Below are 16792 nucleotides of genomic sequence, written 5' to 3'. Positions count from 1 at the left end.
GTAGGATTTGGCATATTAAGGACAAATCGAGAAATAGGCAAGTAAAGAACCACCTTTATTGATGCTTAATTGGAAAAACCATGGAATACAGGTACAATAAGTGCGGTCAAAAATCAGCATGATTTTACCCAATAAAAAACGTTTGAAAAAATAACCGCACTTTATCCATTATGACAGCAAAACAAACTATTACTTTCGCGACCTTTCAAGAATTACTGCCCGATTCTTGTAATCATCCATTAAAAAAACAATTAAGGGATAAAGCCCGTTATTACGGACGTAAATTTTTATTTAAAAAACAATGTGATGCTTTGGTTGATTTCTTAAATGATAATCAAACCTGGATTCCGCTTTTTCAACAAAATCCATATCGTTTTAATGCATTGCTTGCCACCTATTGTGACAAACGTTTTTCTGCAACCGATCGACTCAATGCCATTACCAATAATCTGCTAATGCTTGAAGAAAAAATGGGCGTAGAATTTTGTAAAAAACTACTCCAAGAAAAATCCCTTTTATTAGCACAATTAACGGATCAACTTGGTATTTATTTCAACATCAACCAGATTGACCCTTTTGAAGGTTATTTTTCCATTAACTTAAAAGACAATGATGGGCGTAGCATTTATGATGCTTCTTTCACCTTCTTAAAACCAAATAAATTACTCATTGCCTCCATTCAAGGTCCTTCTTATGAAGAGGCGCAAGAAGCTGTGAAACAAGCCACAAAAGAATTACACGGTGTTCGTCCAATGTTTATGTTGATGAATGTTTTCCGCTTGTTAGCTGAAAAATGGCAATGTGAATTAATCGGTATCCCTCACACTTCACAAGGTAAATACCGTTTATCTGCGCGCAGTAAAATCCTATTCAACTACGATGAATTTTGGCAGGAAAACCAAGGTCAATTAAAAGGTCAATATTGGCAATTACCGCTTGAAAGTACCCGCAAACCGCTGGAAGAAATCGCTAGCAAAAAACGTTCTATGTACCGAAAACGTTATGAAATGTTGGATGAAATGTCCAAGAATATTTCAAATTTTGAAAGTAAACACGGTTAATTCCGTGTTTCTTTTTAGGCTAAGTACAAAATAAATATAAAAACAATAATCTATCAATATCGAATACCACACATAAAAAGTTGTAATACATCTTTAAAAAGCTTTTGCTCTCTTCCTTTATAGTAGAATTGGAGGCTGGCAGAATTTAATATTTCATCTATTTTTTGAATAAAAAGATCAATTAACATGACAGGGAAATCATCACGGATAATCTTGCGTTTTTGTAAAGTACCAAAAAAATAATGCATGTATTGATACTTCTCTTCTTCCATTTCTTTAAAAAAAACCCGTAATTCTCTATCCTGTTCGTGATGTAAATCATGTAAAACTGGTACTGAGTATAACGTTTCCATAGAATCTTGCTGCATTGATAAAATTTTTGTAATAATTTTACTTAGATCTGATTGAGTATCTAGCAAATTATCAAAATCTTCTCGCATCTTATTTTTCTGTTCTTCAAAGATACACTTCACAAGTGCCTGCTTAGTAGGAAAATATTTATAAAACGTTACTCGACTTACATCTGCTACCCGACAAATTTCTGCTACAGAGGTTAATACCCAGCCTTGTTCATAAAACAATTTAGTCGCAATCTGTTTTAGTAAAACATCTTTTTTCATAACCAACTCCTTAAGTAGCAATAACATAGCCGAAAGCCTTTAATTGTCAAATGTCAAATTTGAGAAAAATTCTTATTTACTTTCGTATTGTGATTGTGTTAGGTTTACATTATTAATTAGTTAATGCAAAAAGTGTAAACCTTAAACTAAAATGAAGCCTAGGAGAACCCATGAACAAGTTATCCCCACGACTCAGCCTCATTAGCCTTTGCCTGATGAGTGCCTACTCTTTTTCTACCCATGCCGAAGAAAGTCAGCAGACCACAGTACTAGACGAAATCACAGTGACCGGTGAGAAATTTGAACGTAGTCAATCTTCGACTGGTTCAAGCACAACAGTGGTAACTGGTGATCAATTCAAACGAGAAGCTAATTTACTGTCTGCGACCCAATTATTAAAACGCGATGTAAATATTTTAGACACCGGCTTGGGCAATGATTTACCTACAGTGCGCGGCGTTGACGGTTCTGGCCCGGCGGTCGGTGCGGTAGCATTTTTTGCCGGTTCACGTCCACGTTTAAATATGCAAATTGATGGTAGAACTTCCAGCTATAACGAACTGGCGTTCGGTACAAAATCCCTCTGGGATATGAAACAGGTGGAAATCTATCGTGGAGCACAAAGCTATGCCCAAGGGCGTAATGCCATTGCCGGTGCGGTGGTCATGACCAGCAATGACCCAACGCAAGAATGGGAAGGTGCTGCGAAATTAAATATGGGGAATCATCGATTGGCACAAACGGCGGCCCTAATTTCTGGTCCTGTAGTGAAAGACGAATTAGCGTTTCGTTTAAGCGTAGATCATCAGCAACGGGAAACTGCTGTAGATTTACCACATTACGATCCCGTCGGCAACCCGCGTTGGTTTAAAGCCACCAATACCCGCGCCAAATTACTCTGGACGCCGTCTGCGTTGCCGGATCTCTATAGCCGTTTAACATTCAATCATTTAAACGCAAGAGCGCCACAAAGTGAAACGGAATTACAATCTCATTCACCACGTTACACGCCGGAACGCCCGGTATTCCAAACTCGCTCTGCCAGCACCATTTGGGACATTGGCTATCAACTCTCAGAGCGTTGGAAATGGGAAAATAAATTGGTTTATACCCACTTTATTCACGATAGAAAAACGACTTCGCCATTCAACACCGCATTGCCACCAAATCGTCGAGGTGTTCCGGCTCGCGTTGATGGCAATGAATTCCAAATTGAACCCATTATAAAATACGAAAGCGAAAAATACCGTGGATTATTCGGTTTGTTCTATTTCAATGCGAAACAAGATGAAAGTGTTACGATGCTTAATGGACGCATTGCTCGCACGCCGATTACGACAAATTTTAATGATAAAACGAAAACCAAGGCGGCCTTTGGTGAAATTACCTTTACACCGGATATTCCGTTTGAATTGACGATTTCTGCTCGCTATGAACAGGAACATCATCAGCGTAAAGGCAAAAGTGCGATGTTTTCCATCAACCGGGATAAAAAATACAATGTCTTCCTGCCAAAAGCAGACATTGCATGGAAAATTAACGATGATCAACGCTTAGGCTTTAAAGTAGGCAAAGGTTATAACCCAGGTGGTGCCGGTGTGACTTTCGGTGTGCCGTACACCAGCTATGAATATGACGCGGAATATGTCTGGAACTACGAACTTTATCATCGTTGGACATCCGCAGATAAACGCCTACGCATTAACAGCAACCTATTCTATAACGACTACAAAGACATGCAGTTACCGTTCACTCTTGGTCCAAATTCCATCGTGATCCGCAATGCCGATAAGGTCGTTACCTATGGCGCGGAAATAAATACCGAATGGCAGGCCACGGAGAAACTGGCACTCAATGCGGGCATCGGGATGTTAAAAACCGATATTAAACGTTATCCAAACAGCAGCATTGAAGGGAATAAACTCGCTCGCGCACCGAGTTTCAGCGGAAAAGTGGGGGCCAATTATCGTCTTCTTGACCACCTAGAAATTGGCACCAATTACAGCTACAACAGCAGTTATTATTCCACTGCCGACAACTTAGCCAATGGTAAAGTAGGACATTATGACCAACTTGATGTTTATTTAGCGTACGACTTTAAGCATGCCAGAATCACGCTCTATGCCGACAACGTGCTTAACTCACGCAAAGATATCTTACTCGTACCGCGCTCAGGCGACATTACCCGTCAACCAGAACGCCAAATTGGGCTTTCTACCGAGTTAAGATTCTAAGCAATGAGTAAGCAGCACCAACAAATTTGCCAACCTGTTGCCGCGCAATTACGCGCTTCAATGTGGTTGGCAACCTTCGCACAAGGGTTAAAAATCGGGATTTGGCTTTTGATGATCCACATTGTGTTTACCGTCAGCCAATCTCTTACGTTTCCTTATTGGCAGATTTTCGCGCTGCTTGCCACATCCATTTTGTATTACACCTGCAAAATTAAAGCGCACGACAAATCTCATTATGCGGCCTTTGAATTGGAAAAAATGCTACGCCAACAGCTTGCGAAAAAAATCAGTCAATTATCGTTAGGCAAAGTCAATGAAATCGGTTCAGGCGGTTTAACGAAAGTGCTGTGCGATGACGTAAACGAATTGCACACCTTTGTTGCCGATGCGCCCCCCCTTAAAGCGGAGGCTTATTCCACACCGCTTTTCGTGTTGGCGGCATTGTTTTGGTTAAATTGGCAAATGGCATTGGCTGTGGTGATTTTCCTTGTTGTATTGTTTACGATTCTGCAACGTTTAATGCAAAAAAGTCGATTAAATTATCGTGATTACGGTGCTGCCGTGAGCCGAATCAATAGCGCGATTATTGAGTATATTCAAGGTATGAGCACGATTCGTACCTTTGATGCAGGACAAAGTTCGTACAGCCGTTTTAGCACCGCATTAGAAAATTTTAATCAGGTCATCTTCGCTTTTTTAGCCAAAGTGGGCGCCCCAACACGTCTTGCCCGTTCGCTCTTTACACCAATGCCGATCATGTTGTTTTTGATCGTGTTAGGCGTGTATTTACACTCACTTGCGCTGCTTTCCACCTTTGGCTTTTTTGCCTTTTTAGTGTTAGCCGCTGGGTTAATTGAAACCATGCATCCTTACATGGGGCTGTTTCATTTGCTGGAACGCTCCCGCGCCGCCATTGAACGCATTAACGAAATAAAAACGTTGGAAAATGCCACCGCACTTTTGCCGCTACAAACGCCAAAGGGGTATGCTGTTCAATTTGAACAGGTCAATTTCAGCTACGATGCCGACAAAGCAACACTGAAAAATATTGACTTCAGTGTGCCGCAAAATAGTTTTACCGCTATTATTGGCACTTCAGGCTCCGGCAAAACTACCTTGCTCAATTTGATGTTGCGCTTTTGGGATGTCGATAGCGGAAAAATCACCTTAGGTGGTGCGGATATTCGTCATATGGAACAGGATCAACTTATGAAATATTGTTCGGTCGTATTTCAGGATAACTTCTTATTTTCTTGCTCTATTGCCGAAAACATCGCTTACGGCATAGAAAATATGACGGAAGAAGCCATTATCAATGCCGCCAAACAAGCCCGTATTCACGACTTTATTATGACCTTGCCGGAGCAATATCAAACGAAAGTGGGGGAACGCGGACAATTATTGTCAGGCGGACAAAAACAACGCATCAGTATAGCCCGAGCCTTTTTACAAAATCGCCCGATTTTATTGTTAGACGAACCCACAGCCTTTTCCGATGCAAAAAACGAGGCGGATTTAATGCAGGCCTTTCATGCGCTGATGCAAAATAAAACAGTGATCATGGTGGCACATCGGCTGTCTAGCATTACCCAAGCCGATCAAATTATTTATTTAGAGAACGGCAAAATCATCGCTCAAGGCAACCACCAAGCCTTATTGCAAACCAATGCTGCCTATCAAATCCTTTGGGCGGAATATCAACAGGCAAAATCTTGGACGATACATTAGAGAATGTTATGCAATCTTACTTTAATCCCGAAACTCAACGCGTAAAAAGCCTGTGGCAAACTTATCACGCCTTATTTGTCGCCGCCCAACAGCAACAAAGCGCATTCTTACGCTGTCTCGCTTTTGCGGCACTGTCTGCAACCTTATTCGGCGTGGCTATCGGTTTGCTGTATCCGCTGCTTTTGGCATTAGAACAAACTGAAGCAGGGCAAAGTGCGGTCATTTTTTGGAGTGTTTTGTGTGGCGGACTTTTAGTCACCAGCCTCCTTTTCCGCATTTGGGCGGAATATTATGACACTAAAGGCGATTCATTTTTGGCGACATATCAATTGAGACGTCAACTGGGCGAAAAACTCCGCCGCGTATCTCTTGCCGTCCTCAGTGGATTTCGTGCAGGCGAACTCAGTGCCGTTGCCATCCAAAGTATTAATGAAGCGACGAATTACGCATTCAGTTTAATTAGTATTCTAATTTACGGCATCGTAACACCGGTGTCTGCCGCCCTTTGTCTTTATTTCTTTGATTACCGCTTTGGGCTGTTGATCTTCATTATTTTTCCGCTTATCGTGCCACTTTATTTATGGCGAAGAAAAGCTTTTCGTCGTGGATTTAGTATTTTGGCAGAAGCTAATCAACGACTTAAAGGCGAAACCATTGAATTTGTGCAAGGCTTGGAAATTCTGAAATCAACAGGGCAGACTGAAAACAAACAACATATTTTCAACCGTGTGATTGAAGATGTCGCCAACATTCAACGCATCGGCACTAAAAAAGGCGAACGCCCGAATTTGATTATTACCTCAAGCATTCAATTCAGTCTGATTGCCGTATTGATTGTTGGCACATTTTGGGTGATTTCCGGTAGCGCCCATTGGGTATTGTTAGCCACGGTGCTGATTTTAATTGCACGAATTTCGGATGTATTGAACTTCTTTGTGCAAATGTCTTCACTCTTAGAAATTTTTGTAATCAGCTGTGAGAAATTTGAAAAACTGATGGCATTGCCTGAATTGATGGAAAATCATAGCAGCAGATTACCCACAGATTATCGCATTCGTTATGAGCATGTCCGCTTTGGTTACAATACCGAAAAAACTATCCTAAATGACATTAATCTGGATATAAAACCTAACAGCCTCAATGCTTTTGTAGGCACTAGCGGTTGTGGTAAAACAACATTACTCCGCTTGTTGTTGCGTTATGCTGATCCGCAATCAGGGCGAATTACGATCGGCGGTGTCGATATTCGGGATGTTAGTCAAGAAAAACTCATGTGCTTAATTTCTGTGGTGTTTCAAGACGTGTATTTATTCCAAGACAGCGTATTAAATAACATCCGAATGGCAAAACCCAATGCTACCGATGAAGAGGTGATTCACGCCTGTAAACTTGCCCAATGCCATGATTTTATTCAGGCATTACCACTAGGGTATCAAACGCAAGTTAATGAAATTGGGAGTAATTTTTCCGGTGGTGAAAAGCAACGACTTGCTATTGCCCGCGCGATTTTAAAAGATGCGCCGATTCTCATTTTAGATGAACCGACAGCATCGTTGGATACCCGCAATGAGCTGGCAGTGCAAAAAGCACTGGATCAGCTGGTTAAAGACAAAACCGTGTTGATTATCGCTCACCGACTTTCCACTATTGTGGGAGCGCATTGCATTTATGTGTTGGAAAACGGCTGCATTGCCGAACAAGGCACGCATCAAACACTCTTAGAACAAAAAGGACGTTATGCAGCATTTTGGCAATATCAACAACAAGGCAACATCACTCACTAAACAGGATTGGGCACTCCTTGCCACTACCTCCGGTTTTAAATTCTGTTTAGTGGCGTTTTATATGATTGGCCTGATCACCATGTTAAAAGAGATGGGGTTCGATCTTAAACAGCTTAGTTGGTTCTATTTGCTTGGTGGAATAGAAATGGCGAAATTCATCATTTCACCGTTAATTGAACGCTATCGCCTCAAGCGTATTGGGCAGTTTCGCGGTTGGTTATGCCTTTCCTCGCTAATCATTTTTATTGCCCTATTCATGTTGCATTTCATCCAACCGCAACGGGATTTTATACTGCTTATGGTGGCGTGTGTGCTATTGAACCTAAGCAGTCTATTTTTCGGTTGTGCGGCGTTGGGGCTGACGTGTGCCATCCTGCCTTTTGAGCAACGTGGCTTTGGCGGTGTTATTCAGGTGATCGCAGGACGCGTGGGTAAAATGCTTGGCGGCGGTTTGGTGTTACTGATTTATCATCATTACGGCTGGCAAAGTGCGGTGGATTTAATCAGTGTTTTTGCGCTACTGCTGATCCTACAAATCAGCCTATATTCCGAACCTACAGTTGCGGCTGAATCGCAAAATCCGCCATTGCGTTTTTTATTCACGCGTTTTTTTCACTTTTGGCGACAACCGCACATTCCGCTCAGCTGGCTGATATTATTGTTGCTCGTGTTTATTCCCAGTGGCATGGTGGTCAGCAGTTTCATCCCACGCCTAAATGCCTTGGGCTGGAGAAGCCAACACATTGGGCTATTACTTTCCGTATTCGAACCCCTTTGTGCTATCACCTTTGCTCCACTCAGCGGCCTATTACTCAAAAAATATTCTCGATTTTCCGTCACCCAATGGGTATTATTTAGCCAAATTTTTGCCTTCTGCTTATTTATTTTATTTGAATATGTCGGCACAGATTTTCCTTATCTTATCGCTGTACCAATCTTATTATTAAGTATTACTTACGCATTACTTGTGCCGTGCTTGCTGGCTATTATCCTTGACTATTCATCTAAAGCTTATGCTACATTGGATAGTTCACTACAATTTTCTGTTGCATTACTAGGCGCATATTTAGCTGGTTTTATTTCACTCAGATTGATCAATACATGGGGATACGTTACGGTATATTGGATTGTGGCAACCATTGCATTTGCTATTTGGTACTTTTTTAAGAACTACAATCAAAAATCATAAGAGTGTGATGATGAAATGCTATATACCTCTTATTCTTCTAAATAAATCAATTTTAAATTAAATCTCACCACATAAATTTAATTCATGTAAACGATTGCCCACCCCGATATTATCGCATTCTTTTAAAAATCACGCTTTGTTTTTTTGCTCACTTTGTGTAGAATATGCGCTCGGCTTATTGATTAATCCGAACACAAGGAGTTCTCCATAATGGAAGCATCAAAGAAAAAGATGAAATTCCCTTCCGCATTTAGCATTCTCTTTATTATTCTTCTTATTGCTATTGGTCTTACTTGGCTTATTCCCTCAGGGTCCTACTCTAAACTTTCCTACGACACCACCGAAAATCATTTTATTGTCAAAACCCACGGAATTCCCGATCAAAGCTATCCAGCAACAGAGCAAACCCTTAATCAACTCAATATCAAAATTCAACTTTCTCATTTCACCAACGGCATTATCAAAAAGCCGATTGCTATCCCCGATACCTATCAACGCATTGAACAACACGAAAAAGGCATTACTGATATGATTCACGCCATGGTGGATGGCACCATTGAAGTCGCGGATATTATGATTTTTATTTTCATACTCGGTGGAATGATTGGTGTGATAAACAAAACAGGAGCATTCAATGCCGGATTAATGTCTCTTACCAAGAAAACGAAAGGAAATGAATTCTCTGTTGTCTTTGCTGTCTGCGTGTTAATGCTGTTAGGCGGTACTGCCTGCGGGATTGAAGAAGAAGCGGTAGCCTTCTACCCAATTCTTGTTCCTGTCTTTTTAGCCTTAGGCTATGATTCTATTGTCTGTGTTGGTGCCATATTCCTCGCTGCCTCAATGGGAACGGCATTCTCTACAATCAATCCATTCTCCGTTGTCATTGCCTCAAATGCTGCAGGGATTCCATTCACTGAAGGGATGGGATTTCGTACACTGGGTCTGATTCTTGGTGGAGCCTGTGTGATTGCTTACATGTATTGGTACTGTAAAAAACTACGTGCCAATCCTGAGTTTTCTTATACCTATGATGATCGCCAAGCCTTCTATGATCTCTATATGAAAGATATCGATCCGGATGCTAAGGTTGAATTTACCTTTAGAAGAAAACTGATTCTGATTCTATTTAGCGCTGCCTTTCCTCTCATGGTATGGGGTGTGATGTTTGGCGGTTGGTGGTTCCCTCAAATGGCGGCTTCCTTCCTAGCCATAACCATTATTATTATGTTCATCAGCGGATTGCCTGAAAAAGATGTCGTAAATGGGTTTACTCACGGAGCTTCTGAATTAGTCGGCGTTGCATTGATTATCGGGTTAGCTCGAGCAGTTAATATCATTCTAGAACAGGGAATGATTTCTGACACCATCCTCGATTGTATGACACACCTTGTCGCTGGAATGAATGGCGGAATCTTTATTATCGGCCAACTCATTGTCTTCATTTTCTTAGGATTGGTTGTACCTTCATCTTCAGGTCTTGCCGTGCTCGCTATGCCAATTATGGCTCCGCTAGCTGATACTGTTGGCATTCCAAGAGATATCGTGGTATCGGCTTACAACTGGGGGCAATATATTATGTTGTTCCTTGCGCCAACAGGATTAGTCCTTGTTACATTACAAATGCTTGGCATCCCATTCAATAAATGGTTGAAATTTGTCATGCCAATCGTAGGTTGCCAATTTGTTATTTCATCGATACTTCTCCTTGTTCAAGTATTTATGTATGCGCAATAAGCAATAAAATAAAAAGCCACGCAATTGCGTGGCTTCTTTTTATCATCTGATGCTATTTGACAAACTCATCAAACTCTAACTCATAATCATCACTATCTCTGGTGTATTTGATATAACGTGGAAATTGTTCACCTGAGAATTTCTTCACCATAATATCCTTATTACCTGTTTTAAATGAATAAGTGATTTCAGTGACAGTTTGCTTGTTATATTGGATCTGTTTTTCCACTTTCTTCACATTCACATTTTCCATTGGGTAAAGTTTTTTACCATTTGTGATTTGGAAACTGGTTGGCAATTTATCGTAATAGCTCAACTGAAATGCCATGGTGAATAAGTCAAAAGTCGGTAATGTTAACGGTTCGGTTTCTAACCCATTTTTCACTTTACCGTATTCAATGGTTGTTGGTGAAATTTTAGAAATGGCATAAGGTTTACCATTACGCACATCTTGATAATTCACCATTTTAAATTGGCTCGCGGTTTGTGAACCACGAGAAGTAAACACAATGTTGTACAACGGAATATTAATTTTCGCATTGACTGAATACTGTGAGCCATCAGCTTTAAAATGCACATACGCCGGCATTAAATAATTGGAACTGTATTTAATATTATAATCCACCGCAGACCATGCTGTTGGCACATAAGCAATTAATGCAGCAAAAAGGATTTTAAATAACTTCATTGGTTTTCCTTATATATAAAAATAGGTTGCCCTTTAGAGTATCACAGTGAGAAGAAGTTCCCCATTAAAAAACCATCTTATCCGTAGACAAGATGGTTTTCATTTATGTTAGCTTAATGGGAGATTATAAAACTGCACCCGCCATTAAGAAACCGAATAAAACAGATAAAGCAATTGCAATCACACCAGGCACTAAGAATGGGTGGTTAAATACGTATTTACCGATACGAGTTGAACCAGTATCATCCATTTCTACTGCCGCAATTAAGGTTGGGTAAGTAGGAAGAATGAATAATGCTGATACTGCGGCAAATGCTGCAATTGCTGCTTCCGGCGAAACGCCTAATAAAATTGCAGTTGGATATAATGCTTTTGCAGTTGCGGCTTGTGAGTAAAGTAAGGTACTTGCGAAGAACAAGATTACCGCTAAACTCCAAGGGTATTGTTGTAAGAACTCGGCTGATACCGCTTTGATTTGATCGATATGACCTTCAACAAAAGTATTACCTAACCATGCCACACCAAGTACACAAATTACCGCTGACATACCTGATTTAAAGGTTGCTGCATTAGTAATTTTTGCAGTATCCACTTTACATGCCATAGTGATAATCGCTGCAGTCGCAAGCATGAAAGAGATAATGGCGTTATCGCGAGAAAGAATTGGGTTTTGAATTAAACCAACTGTTTTACTGATTGCAGTGGCATAAAGCATGACCACTAAAATCGCGATAAGGAAAATTGCGACAGAGCGTTTTGCATAAGGTTTGATCTCAATTTGCATTTCGCCACGCATAGTAATTAAACCTTTCGCGAGACGATCTTGGTAAATTTCATCATTTTTCAAATCTTTACCAAGGAAGTTACAAATCACCGCAGTAATCATACATGCTGCGTAAGTAGTTGGGATCCAAATACCTAATAATTGTAAGTAACTTAAACCAAAGTTTTTCTCTAATTCAGCAGAAAGAAATACCACCGCAGCAGAAATTGGAGACGCTGTAATCGCAATTTGTGAAGCGATAACCGCAATAGAAAGTGGACGTGAAGGACGAATGCCTTGTTCTTTTGCCACTTCAGCAATCACTGGAAGTGTTGAGAACGCGGTGTGACCAGTACCTGCAAGTACAGTCATAAAATAAGTCACCGTTGGCGCAAGGAAAGTGATGTATTTTGGATTTTTACGTAGGATTTTTTCAGCCATTTTTACTAAGAAATCCATACCACCCGCAACTTGCATTGCCGCAATCGCCATGATTACAGACATGATAACTGAAATTACATCAAACGGAATAGCACCCGGTTTTAAGCCAAGTAGTGAAAGTGCAACAACACCCATCCCCCCCATGAAACCGATACCAATACCGCCTAATCTAGCCCCTAGGTAAATAAAGAGTAGGACGACTAAAAGTTGAGCCCAAATCATAATATTTTCTCCATATTAATTTTAAAAATAATTCCGGAACATATATTAACAACAAACTAGTGCATTATCTATATTTATTAATTGGATTAATCTATTTTATCCGAAAGTGCGGTTAAAATTTGATTCAAATTCTGACCGCACTTTCAATGACTTTCCTAGAAGTCCTCAAAGTATTGTTGAATCACTTTTGGATCTTTTGTTTGTGTTAAGGCTAATTGTAATAACACACGTGCTTTTTGCGGATTCAATGTACCTGAAGCCACAAAACCATATTTAGAATCATCCACTTCAGCATCACGTGTTGTGTAACCGGTTGGCACACGAGATGAACGAACCACCACAACACCATCTTTCGCCGCTTTTTCTAAACGTTCTAAATGGGCTGCATTCACGTTACCATTACCCACACCTGCAGAAACAATGCCTTGATAGCCCGCATCCAATAATGAATTTAATGGCTCAATTGGTGCATTAGAATAAGCATAAACAATGCCTACTTTCGGTAAGCTGTCTAATTTATCTACGTTAAATGGTGTGTTTACAGTATGTTTGCTTTCAGGTGAGCGTTCGTAATCCACTTTACTGTTATGGATATAACCCAAGGTACCATAGTTTGGAGAATGGAACGTTTGCACCGCAGTGGTACTCATTTTAGTCACATCACGTGCACCTAATACTTCACCATTCATCGCCACTAATACACCGCGACCAGATGATTTTTTATCCGTTGCCACGACGACGGCGTTATAAAGGTTTAACGGACCATCCGCACTTTTTTCTGTCGCAGGACGCATTGCCCCCACTAATACAATTGGTTTTTCACATTTCGCGGTAAGATCTAAGAAATAAGCGGTTTCTTCCATGGTATCGGTACCATGAGTAATCACAAAACCATCGGTATCTTTACATTGTGCATTAATCGCTTTTGCTAATTTTAACCACACATCATCGCTCATATCTTGTGAACCAATTTTTACAATTTGCTCACCTTTTACATTCGCGAGTTGCTTAATTTCAGGCACCGCATCAATTAATGCGTCAACATTGAGTTGCCCTGCTTTATAAGCAGAAGAAACTGCAGTTTCACCACTTCCGGCAATAGTGCCGCCCGTTGCTAAAATTGTAATATTAGGTAATTCCGCAGCTTGTGCGACCGAAAAACCGAATCCGAGCATCATAAGTGCCGTTAATTTTTTTAATTTCATGCGCGTCTCCTTTCACGTTTAATCATCTAAGTTTGGCTATTCTCTACTTAATTAGGCGTAGAATAAACACAAAGATAAGATATTTATGATCCCGATCACATTTTTATTGATCCGATTGTATAAGCTTTCGCCAACGTTGCGTTTCCTTGATAATTTTTTTGAAAGATAACTAAAGTGCGGTTATACTTAAAGCCTTATTTCATCTGAAGATAAACTCTTATTCATTATCAAAATTAAGTTGAGAACAACATGCAAGAATTTATTCCTCAAGCAATTGAATTTGCTCAAAAACACACTTTTTTAACGATCGCATGGTTTGCTGTCCTTTTTATGACACTTTTCACCTTTTTTAAAAGTGCGACACAAAAATATCGCGTCATCACCAACCCTGAAGCGGTTCGCTTAATGAACGATGAAGAAGCCGTGGTGATTGATTTACGCCCTATTGATGAATTCCAACGCGGCCATATCATTGGTAGCGTCAACTTGCTTCCAACTGAAATTAAAAATCAAAATGTAGGCAAAATTGAACATCACAAAGAAAAACCGCTTATCATTGTGGATGTTAACGGTGTTTCTTCTGCTACATCCGCAGAACTTTTAACCAAACAAGGCTTTGAAAAAGTTTATGTGTTAAAAGACGGTTTAGCGGCTTGGGCGGGTGCAAATTTACCATTAGTAAAAAAACATAAGTAAGGATCCTCTATGTCTGAACAAAATCAACAACCTGAAGTAGCAGCTGAAGAGCAACAAGAAGCAGTACTTCAAATTCAACGTATTTATGTAAAAGATGTTTCTTTTGAAGCACCAAATCTTCCTCATATTTTCCACCAAGAATGGAAACCAAAACTCGGCTTTGATTTAAGCACTGAAGCCGTTCAAGTGGGTGAAGATTTATACGAAGTCACGTTAAACATCAACGTAGAAACCACCATGGAAGACTCTGGTGATGTGGCGTTTATTTGTGAAGTAAAACAAGCTGGCGTATTTACAATCAGCGGTTTAGAAGATGTTCAAATGGCACACTGCTTAACATCTCAATGCCCAAATATGCTTTTCCCTTATGCACGTGAATTGATTTCTAACTTAGTAAATCGCGGTACATTCCCGGCATTAAACCTTTCTCCAGTAAACTTCGATGCGTTGTTCATTGATTACATGAACAAGCAGCAAGCAGCAGCCGAAGCGGAAGAAAATCAGGAAACCCAACATTAATTGTGATAAGGGCAGGCGATACCGTCTGCCCTTTTATTTTAAAGGTTGATTGAAATGAACCCATCCCAATCTCCAATTACCATTCTTGGTTGCGGTTCTTATGGAACAGCACTCGCTATCTCATTTTCTCGCAATGGCTCTCCAACCTATCTTTGGGGGCACAATCCCGAGCACATTAATCAAATGCAACAGGAACGTCAAAATCGCCGTTTTCTACCTGATATTGAATTTCCAGAAAGTTTGCATTTAGAATTGGATTTGAAAACGGCGCTTGAGCAATCGAAAGACATTTTAATTGTGGTGCCAAGCCATGCTTTCGGCGAAATTCTCTTAAAAATTCGACCGCACTTAAAACCTGATCATCGTTTAATTTGGGCAACTAAAGGATTAGAACGTAACACTGGCCGATTACTACAAGAAGTAGTGGAAGAAACCTTAGGTAAAGCAATTCCAACCGCAGTGCTTTCAGGTCCCACTTTTGCGAAAGAATTGGCTCAAGGTTTACCAACAGCGATTACCCTTGCCTCTCGTAATGAAAAGTTTGCCTTAGAATTTCAAGCGCGAATTCATTGCAGTCAGCATTTTCGGGTGTATGTAAACCAAGATATGATTGGCGTTCAATTAGGTGGCGCCATTAAAAACGTAATTGCGATTGGCGCAGGTATTTCAGATGGTATGGGATTTGGTGCCAATGCCAGAACGGCATTGATTACCCGTGGAATTGCGGAAATTACTCGCTTAGGTGTAGCCATGGGAGCGAATACACAAACCTTTATGGGCATGTCTGGTTTAGGTGATTTAGTGCTCACTTGTACCGATAACCAATCCCGTAACCGTCGATTTGGTTTAATGCTTGGCAAAGGGACTGATAGCCAACAAGCCATGGATGAAATTGGTCAGGTGGTGGAAGGGTTTTATAACACCAAAGAAACCTATTTATTGGCGCAACGACAAGACGTGGAAATGCCGATTACAGAACAAATTTACCAAATGCTCTTTTGTGGTAAAAGTGCACAAGAAGTCGCACTGAGCTTATTAGGTCGTGAACGAAAAGGCGAATAAGGAGAAAAAATGACGTTAGAAGTATGGCAACACATTCGCCAAGAGGCAAAAGAATTAGCAGAATGCGAACCAATGCTCGCAAGCTTTTTCCATTCCACCATTTTAAAACATCAAAATCTTGGCAGTGCCTTGAGTTATTTACTTGCAAATAAACTGGCTAACCCGATCATGCCGGCAATTTCGCTACGTGAAATTATTGAAGAAGCCTATCAGGCCGAGCCCAATATCATTGACTGTGCTGCTTGTGATATTAAAGCTGTGCGCCACCGCGATCCTGCTGTGGAATTGTGGTCCACACCATTGCTTTATCTAAAAGGTTTTCACGCTATTCAGAGCTATCGAATTACCCATTATTTGTGGAACCAAAATCGAAAAGCACTCGCACTTTATTTACAAAATCAAATTTCAGTGGCTTTCGATGTGGATATTCATCCTGCGGCCAAAATTGGGCACGGCATTATGTTTGACCACGCTACTGGTATTGTTGTCGGCGAAACTTCGGTAATTGAAAATGATGTGTCTATCTTACAAGGTGTTACCCTCGGTGGTACAGGTAAAGAATCCGGCGATCGCCATCCAAAAGTACGAGAAGGTGTGATGATTGGAGCAGGGGCAAAAATTCTCGGTAATATCGAAGTGGGCAAATATGCCAAAATTGGTGCCAACTCTGTTGTACTTCAACCTGTGCCTGAATATGCCACTGCAGCAGGTGTACCTGCTCGTATTGTCGGCAAAGACAAAGCAGCAAAACCGGCATTTGAAATGAATCAATATTTTATTGATGATGATATAAATTTGAATATTTAAAAAGTTACTATACTTAACAAATACTTAAACTTATTGTGA

The 16792-nt window shown here is 40.5% G+C and carries 14 protein-coding genes; 10 read left to right on the top strand and 4 right to left on the bottom strand.

The genetic code is table 11. The features are described from left to right. Window positions 1-170: 170 nt before the first annotated feature. Window positions 171-1061 carry a VirK/YbjX family protein gene (locus RDV53_RS04285; protein ID WP_005695029.1) on the top strand — a complete coding sequence of 297 codons (891 nt, stop codon included), beginning with the start codon at window positions 171-173 and terminating at the stop codon, window positions 1059-1061. A 53-nt stretch (window positions 1062-1114) separates the two neighbouring features. Here RDV53_RS04285 and RDV53_RS04280 read toward each other — a convergent pair whose 3' ends face one another. Then, the gene (locus tag RDV53_RS04280) at window positions 1115-1681 is read right to left on the bottom strand and encodes a TetR/AcrR family transcriptional regulator (protein ID WP_032822471.1); all 567 of its coding nucleotides are present in this window, start codon (window positions 1679-1681) and stop codon (window positions 1115-1117) included. Between the two features lie 170 nt (window positions 1682-1851). On the opposite strand from RDV53_RS04280, the gene RDV53_RS04275 reads away from it, so the two are divergent. The 5 genes from RDV53_RS04275 to RDV53_RS04255 all read left to right on the top strand — a co-directional run bounded on the left by RDV53_RS04275 (window position 1852) and on the right by RDV53_RS04255 (window position 10350). Continuing rightward, window positions 1852-3915: a TonB-dependent receptor gene (locus RDV53_RS04275; RefSeq protein ID WP_032822473.1), complete on the top strand. Its 2064-nt coding sequence runs from the start codon at window positions 1852-1854 to the stop codon at window positions 3913-3915. Window positions 3916-3918: 3 nt separating this feature from the next. Next, window positions 3919-5643, top strand: a complete 1725-nt coding sequence (locus RDV53_RS04270; RefSeq protein ID WP_005695022.1) for an ABC transporter ATP-binding protein — start codon at window positions 3919-3921, stop codon at window positions 5641-5643. 8 nt (window positions 5644-5651) lie between these two features. Continuing rightward, on the top strand, window positions 5652-7427 hold the full coding sequence (locus tag RDV53_RS04265; RefSeq protein WP_032822474.1) for an ABC transporter ATP-binding protein: 1776 nt from the start codon (window positions 5652-5654) through the stop codon (window positions 7425-7427). Continuing rightward, window positions 7381-8616, top strand: coding sequence for an MFS transporter (locus RDV53_RS04260; RefSeq protein ID WP_005695020.1), 1236 nt, complete (start codon window positions 7381-7383; stop codon window positions 8614-8616). Before RDV53_RS04265 ends, RDV53_RS04260 begins: the two co-directional genes overlap by 47 nt. A 210-nt stretch (window positions 8617-8826) precedes the next feature. Beyond that, window positions 8827-10350, top strand: coding sequence for a YfcC family protein (locus RDV53_RS04255; protein WP_005695019.1), 1524 nt, complete (start codon window positions 8827-8829; stop codon window positions 10348-10350). A gap of 52 nt (window positions 10351-10402) precedes the next feature. Here RDV53_RS04255 and RDV53_RS04250 read toward each other — a convergent pair whose 3' ends face one another. From RDV53_RS04250 to ansB, 3 genes are all read right to left on the bottom strand, one after another. Beyond that, complete coding sequence (locus RDV53_RS04250) at window positions 10403-11038, bottom strand: hypothetical protein (protein ID WP_005695018.1); 636 nt, start codon at window positions 11036-11038, stop codon at window positions 10403-10405. 124 nt (window positions 11039-11162) lie between these two features. Continuing rightward, a complete protein-coding gene (locus RDV53_RS04245) occupies window positions 11163-12464 on the bottom strand; it encodes an anaerobic C4-dicarboxylate transporter (RefSeq protein ID WP_005695017.1) in 1302 nt (433 codons plus the stop codon). Between the two features lie 155 nt (window positions 12465-12619). After that, the gene (gene ansB / locus RDV53_RS04240; protein ID WP_005695016.1) at window positions 12620-13669 is read right to left on the bottom strand and encodes an L-asparaginase 2; all 1050 of its coding nucleotides are present in this window, start codon (window positions 13667-13669) and stop codon (window positions 12620-12622) included. Window positions 13670-13918: 249 nt separating this feature from the next. Between ansB and RDV53_RS04235 the strand changes: the two genes are divergently transcribed. Genes RDV53_RS04235 through cysE form a run of 4 tightly spaced genes read left to right on the top strand, consistent with a single transcriptional unit; the run spans window position 13919 to window position 16753 of the window. Next, window positions 13919-14365 carry a rhodanese-like domain-containing protein gene (locus RDV53_RS04235; protein ID WP_005695015.1) on the top strand — a complete coding sequence of 149 codons (447 nt, stop codon included), beginning with the start codon at window positions 13919-13921 and terminating at the stop codon, window positions 14363-14365. 9 nt (window positions 14366-14374) lie between these two features. After that, window positions 14375-14884, top strand: a complete 510-nt coding sequence (secB, locus tag RDV53_RS04230) for a protein-export chaperone SecB (RefSeq protein ID WP_005695013.1) — start codon at window positions 14375-14377, stop codon at window positions 14882-14884. Window positions 14885-14938: 54 nt separating this feature from the next. Continuing rightward, window positions 14939-15946, top strand: coding sequence for an NAD(P)H-dependent glycerol-3-phosphate dehydrogenase (gpsA, locus tag RDV53_RS04225; protein WP_005695012.1), 1008 nt, complete (start codon window positions 14939-14941; stop codon window positions 15944-15946). 9 nt (window positions 15947-15955) lie between these two features. Continuing rightward, on the top strand, window positions 15956-16753 hold the full coding sequence (gene cysE / locus RDV53_RS04220; protein WP_005695011.1) for a serine O-acetyltransferase: 798 nt from the start codon (window positions 15956-15958) through the stop codon (window positions 16751-16753). Window positions 16754-16792 lie beyond the last annotated feature (39 nt).

The organism is Haemophilus parainfluenzae ATCC 33392, assembly GCF_031191205.1.
Taxonomy (GTDB): domain Bacteria; phylum Pseudomonadota; class Gammaproteobacteria; order Enterobacterales; family Pasteurellaceae; genus Haemophilus_D; species Haemophilus_D parainfluenzae.
The sequence above is the reverse complement of the archived record's forward strand: the minus strand, read 5'-3'. Positions and strand labels throughout refer to the sequence as shown.

What these genes read in the sequence shown, in the direction of transcription:
- RDV53_RS04235 (WP_005695015.1), top strand. Translation starts at nt 13,919, where the DNA reads ATGCAAGAATTTATTCCTCAAGCAATTGAATTTGCTCAAAAACACACT.
- ansB (WP_005695016.1), bottom strand. Translation starts at nt 13,669, where the DNA reads ATGAAATTAAAAAAATTAACGGCACTTATGATGCTCGGATTCGGTTTT.
- RDV53_RS04270 (WP_005695022.1), top strand. Translation starts at nt 3,919, where the DNA reads ATGAGTAAGCAGCACCAACAAATTTGCCAACCTGTTGCCGCGCAATTA.
- gpsA (WP_005695012.1), top strand. Translation starts at nt 14,939, where the DNA reads ATGAACCCATCCCAATCTCCAATTACCATTCTTGGTTGCGGTTCTTAT.
- RDV53_RS04275 (WP_032822473.1), top strand. Translation starts at nt 1,852, where the DNA reads ATGAACAAGTTATCCCCACGACTCAGCCTCATTAGCCTTTGCCTGATG.
- secB (WP_005695013.1), top strand. Translation starts at nt 14,375, where the DNA reads ATGTCTGAACAAAATCAACAACCTGAAGTAGCAGCTGAAGAGCAACAA.
- RDV53_RS04255 (WP_005695019.1), top strand. Translation starts at nt 8,827, where the DNA reads ATGGAAGCATCAAAGAAAAAGATGAAATTCCCTTCCGCATTTAGCATT.
- cysE (WP_005695011.1), top strand. Translation starts at nt 15,956, where the DNA reads ATGACGTTAGAAGTATGGCAACACATTCGCCAAGAGGCAAAAGAATTA.
- RDV53_RS04280 (WP_032822471.1), bottom strand. Translation starts at nt 1,681, where the DNA reads ATGAAAAAAGATGTTTTACTAAAACAGATTGCGACTAAATTGTTTTAT.
- RDV53_RS04265 (WP_032822474.1), top strand. Translation starts at nt 5,652, where the DNA reads ATGCAATCTTACTTTAATCCCGAAACTCAACGCGTAAAAAGCCTGTGG.
- RDV53_RS04245 (WP_005695017.1), bottom strand. Translation starts at nt 12,464, where the DNA reads ATGATTTGGGCTCAACTTTTAGTCGTCCTACTCTTTATTTACCTAGGG.
- RDV53_RS04260 (WP_005695020.1), top strand. Translation starts at nt 7,381, where the DNA reads ATGCAGCATTTTGGCAATATCAACAACAAGGCAACATCACTCACTAAA.
- RDV53_RS04285 (WP_005695029.1), top strand. Translation starts at nt 171, where the DNA reads ATGACAGCAAAACAAACTATTACTTTCGCGACCTTTCAAGAATTACTG.
- RDV53_RS04250 (WP_005695018.1), bottom strand. Translation starts at nt 11,038, where the DNA reads ATGAAGTTATTTAAAATCCTTTTTGCTGCATTAATTGCTTATGTGCCA.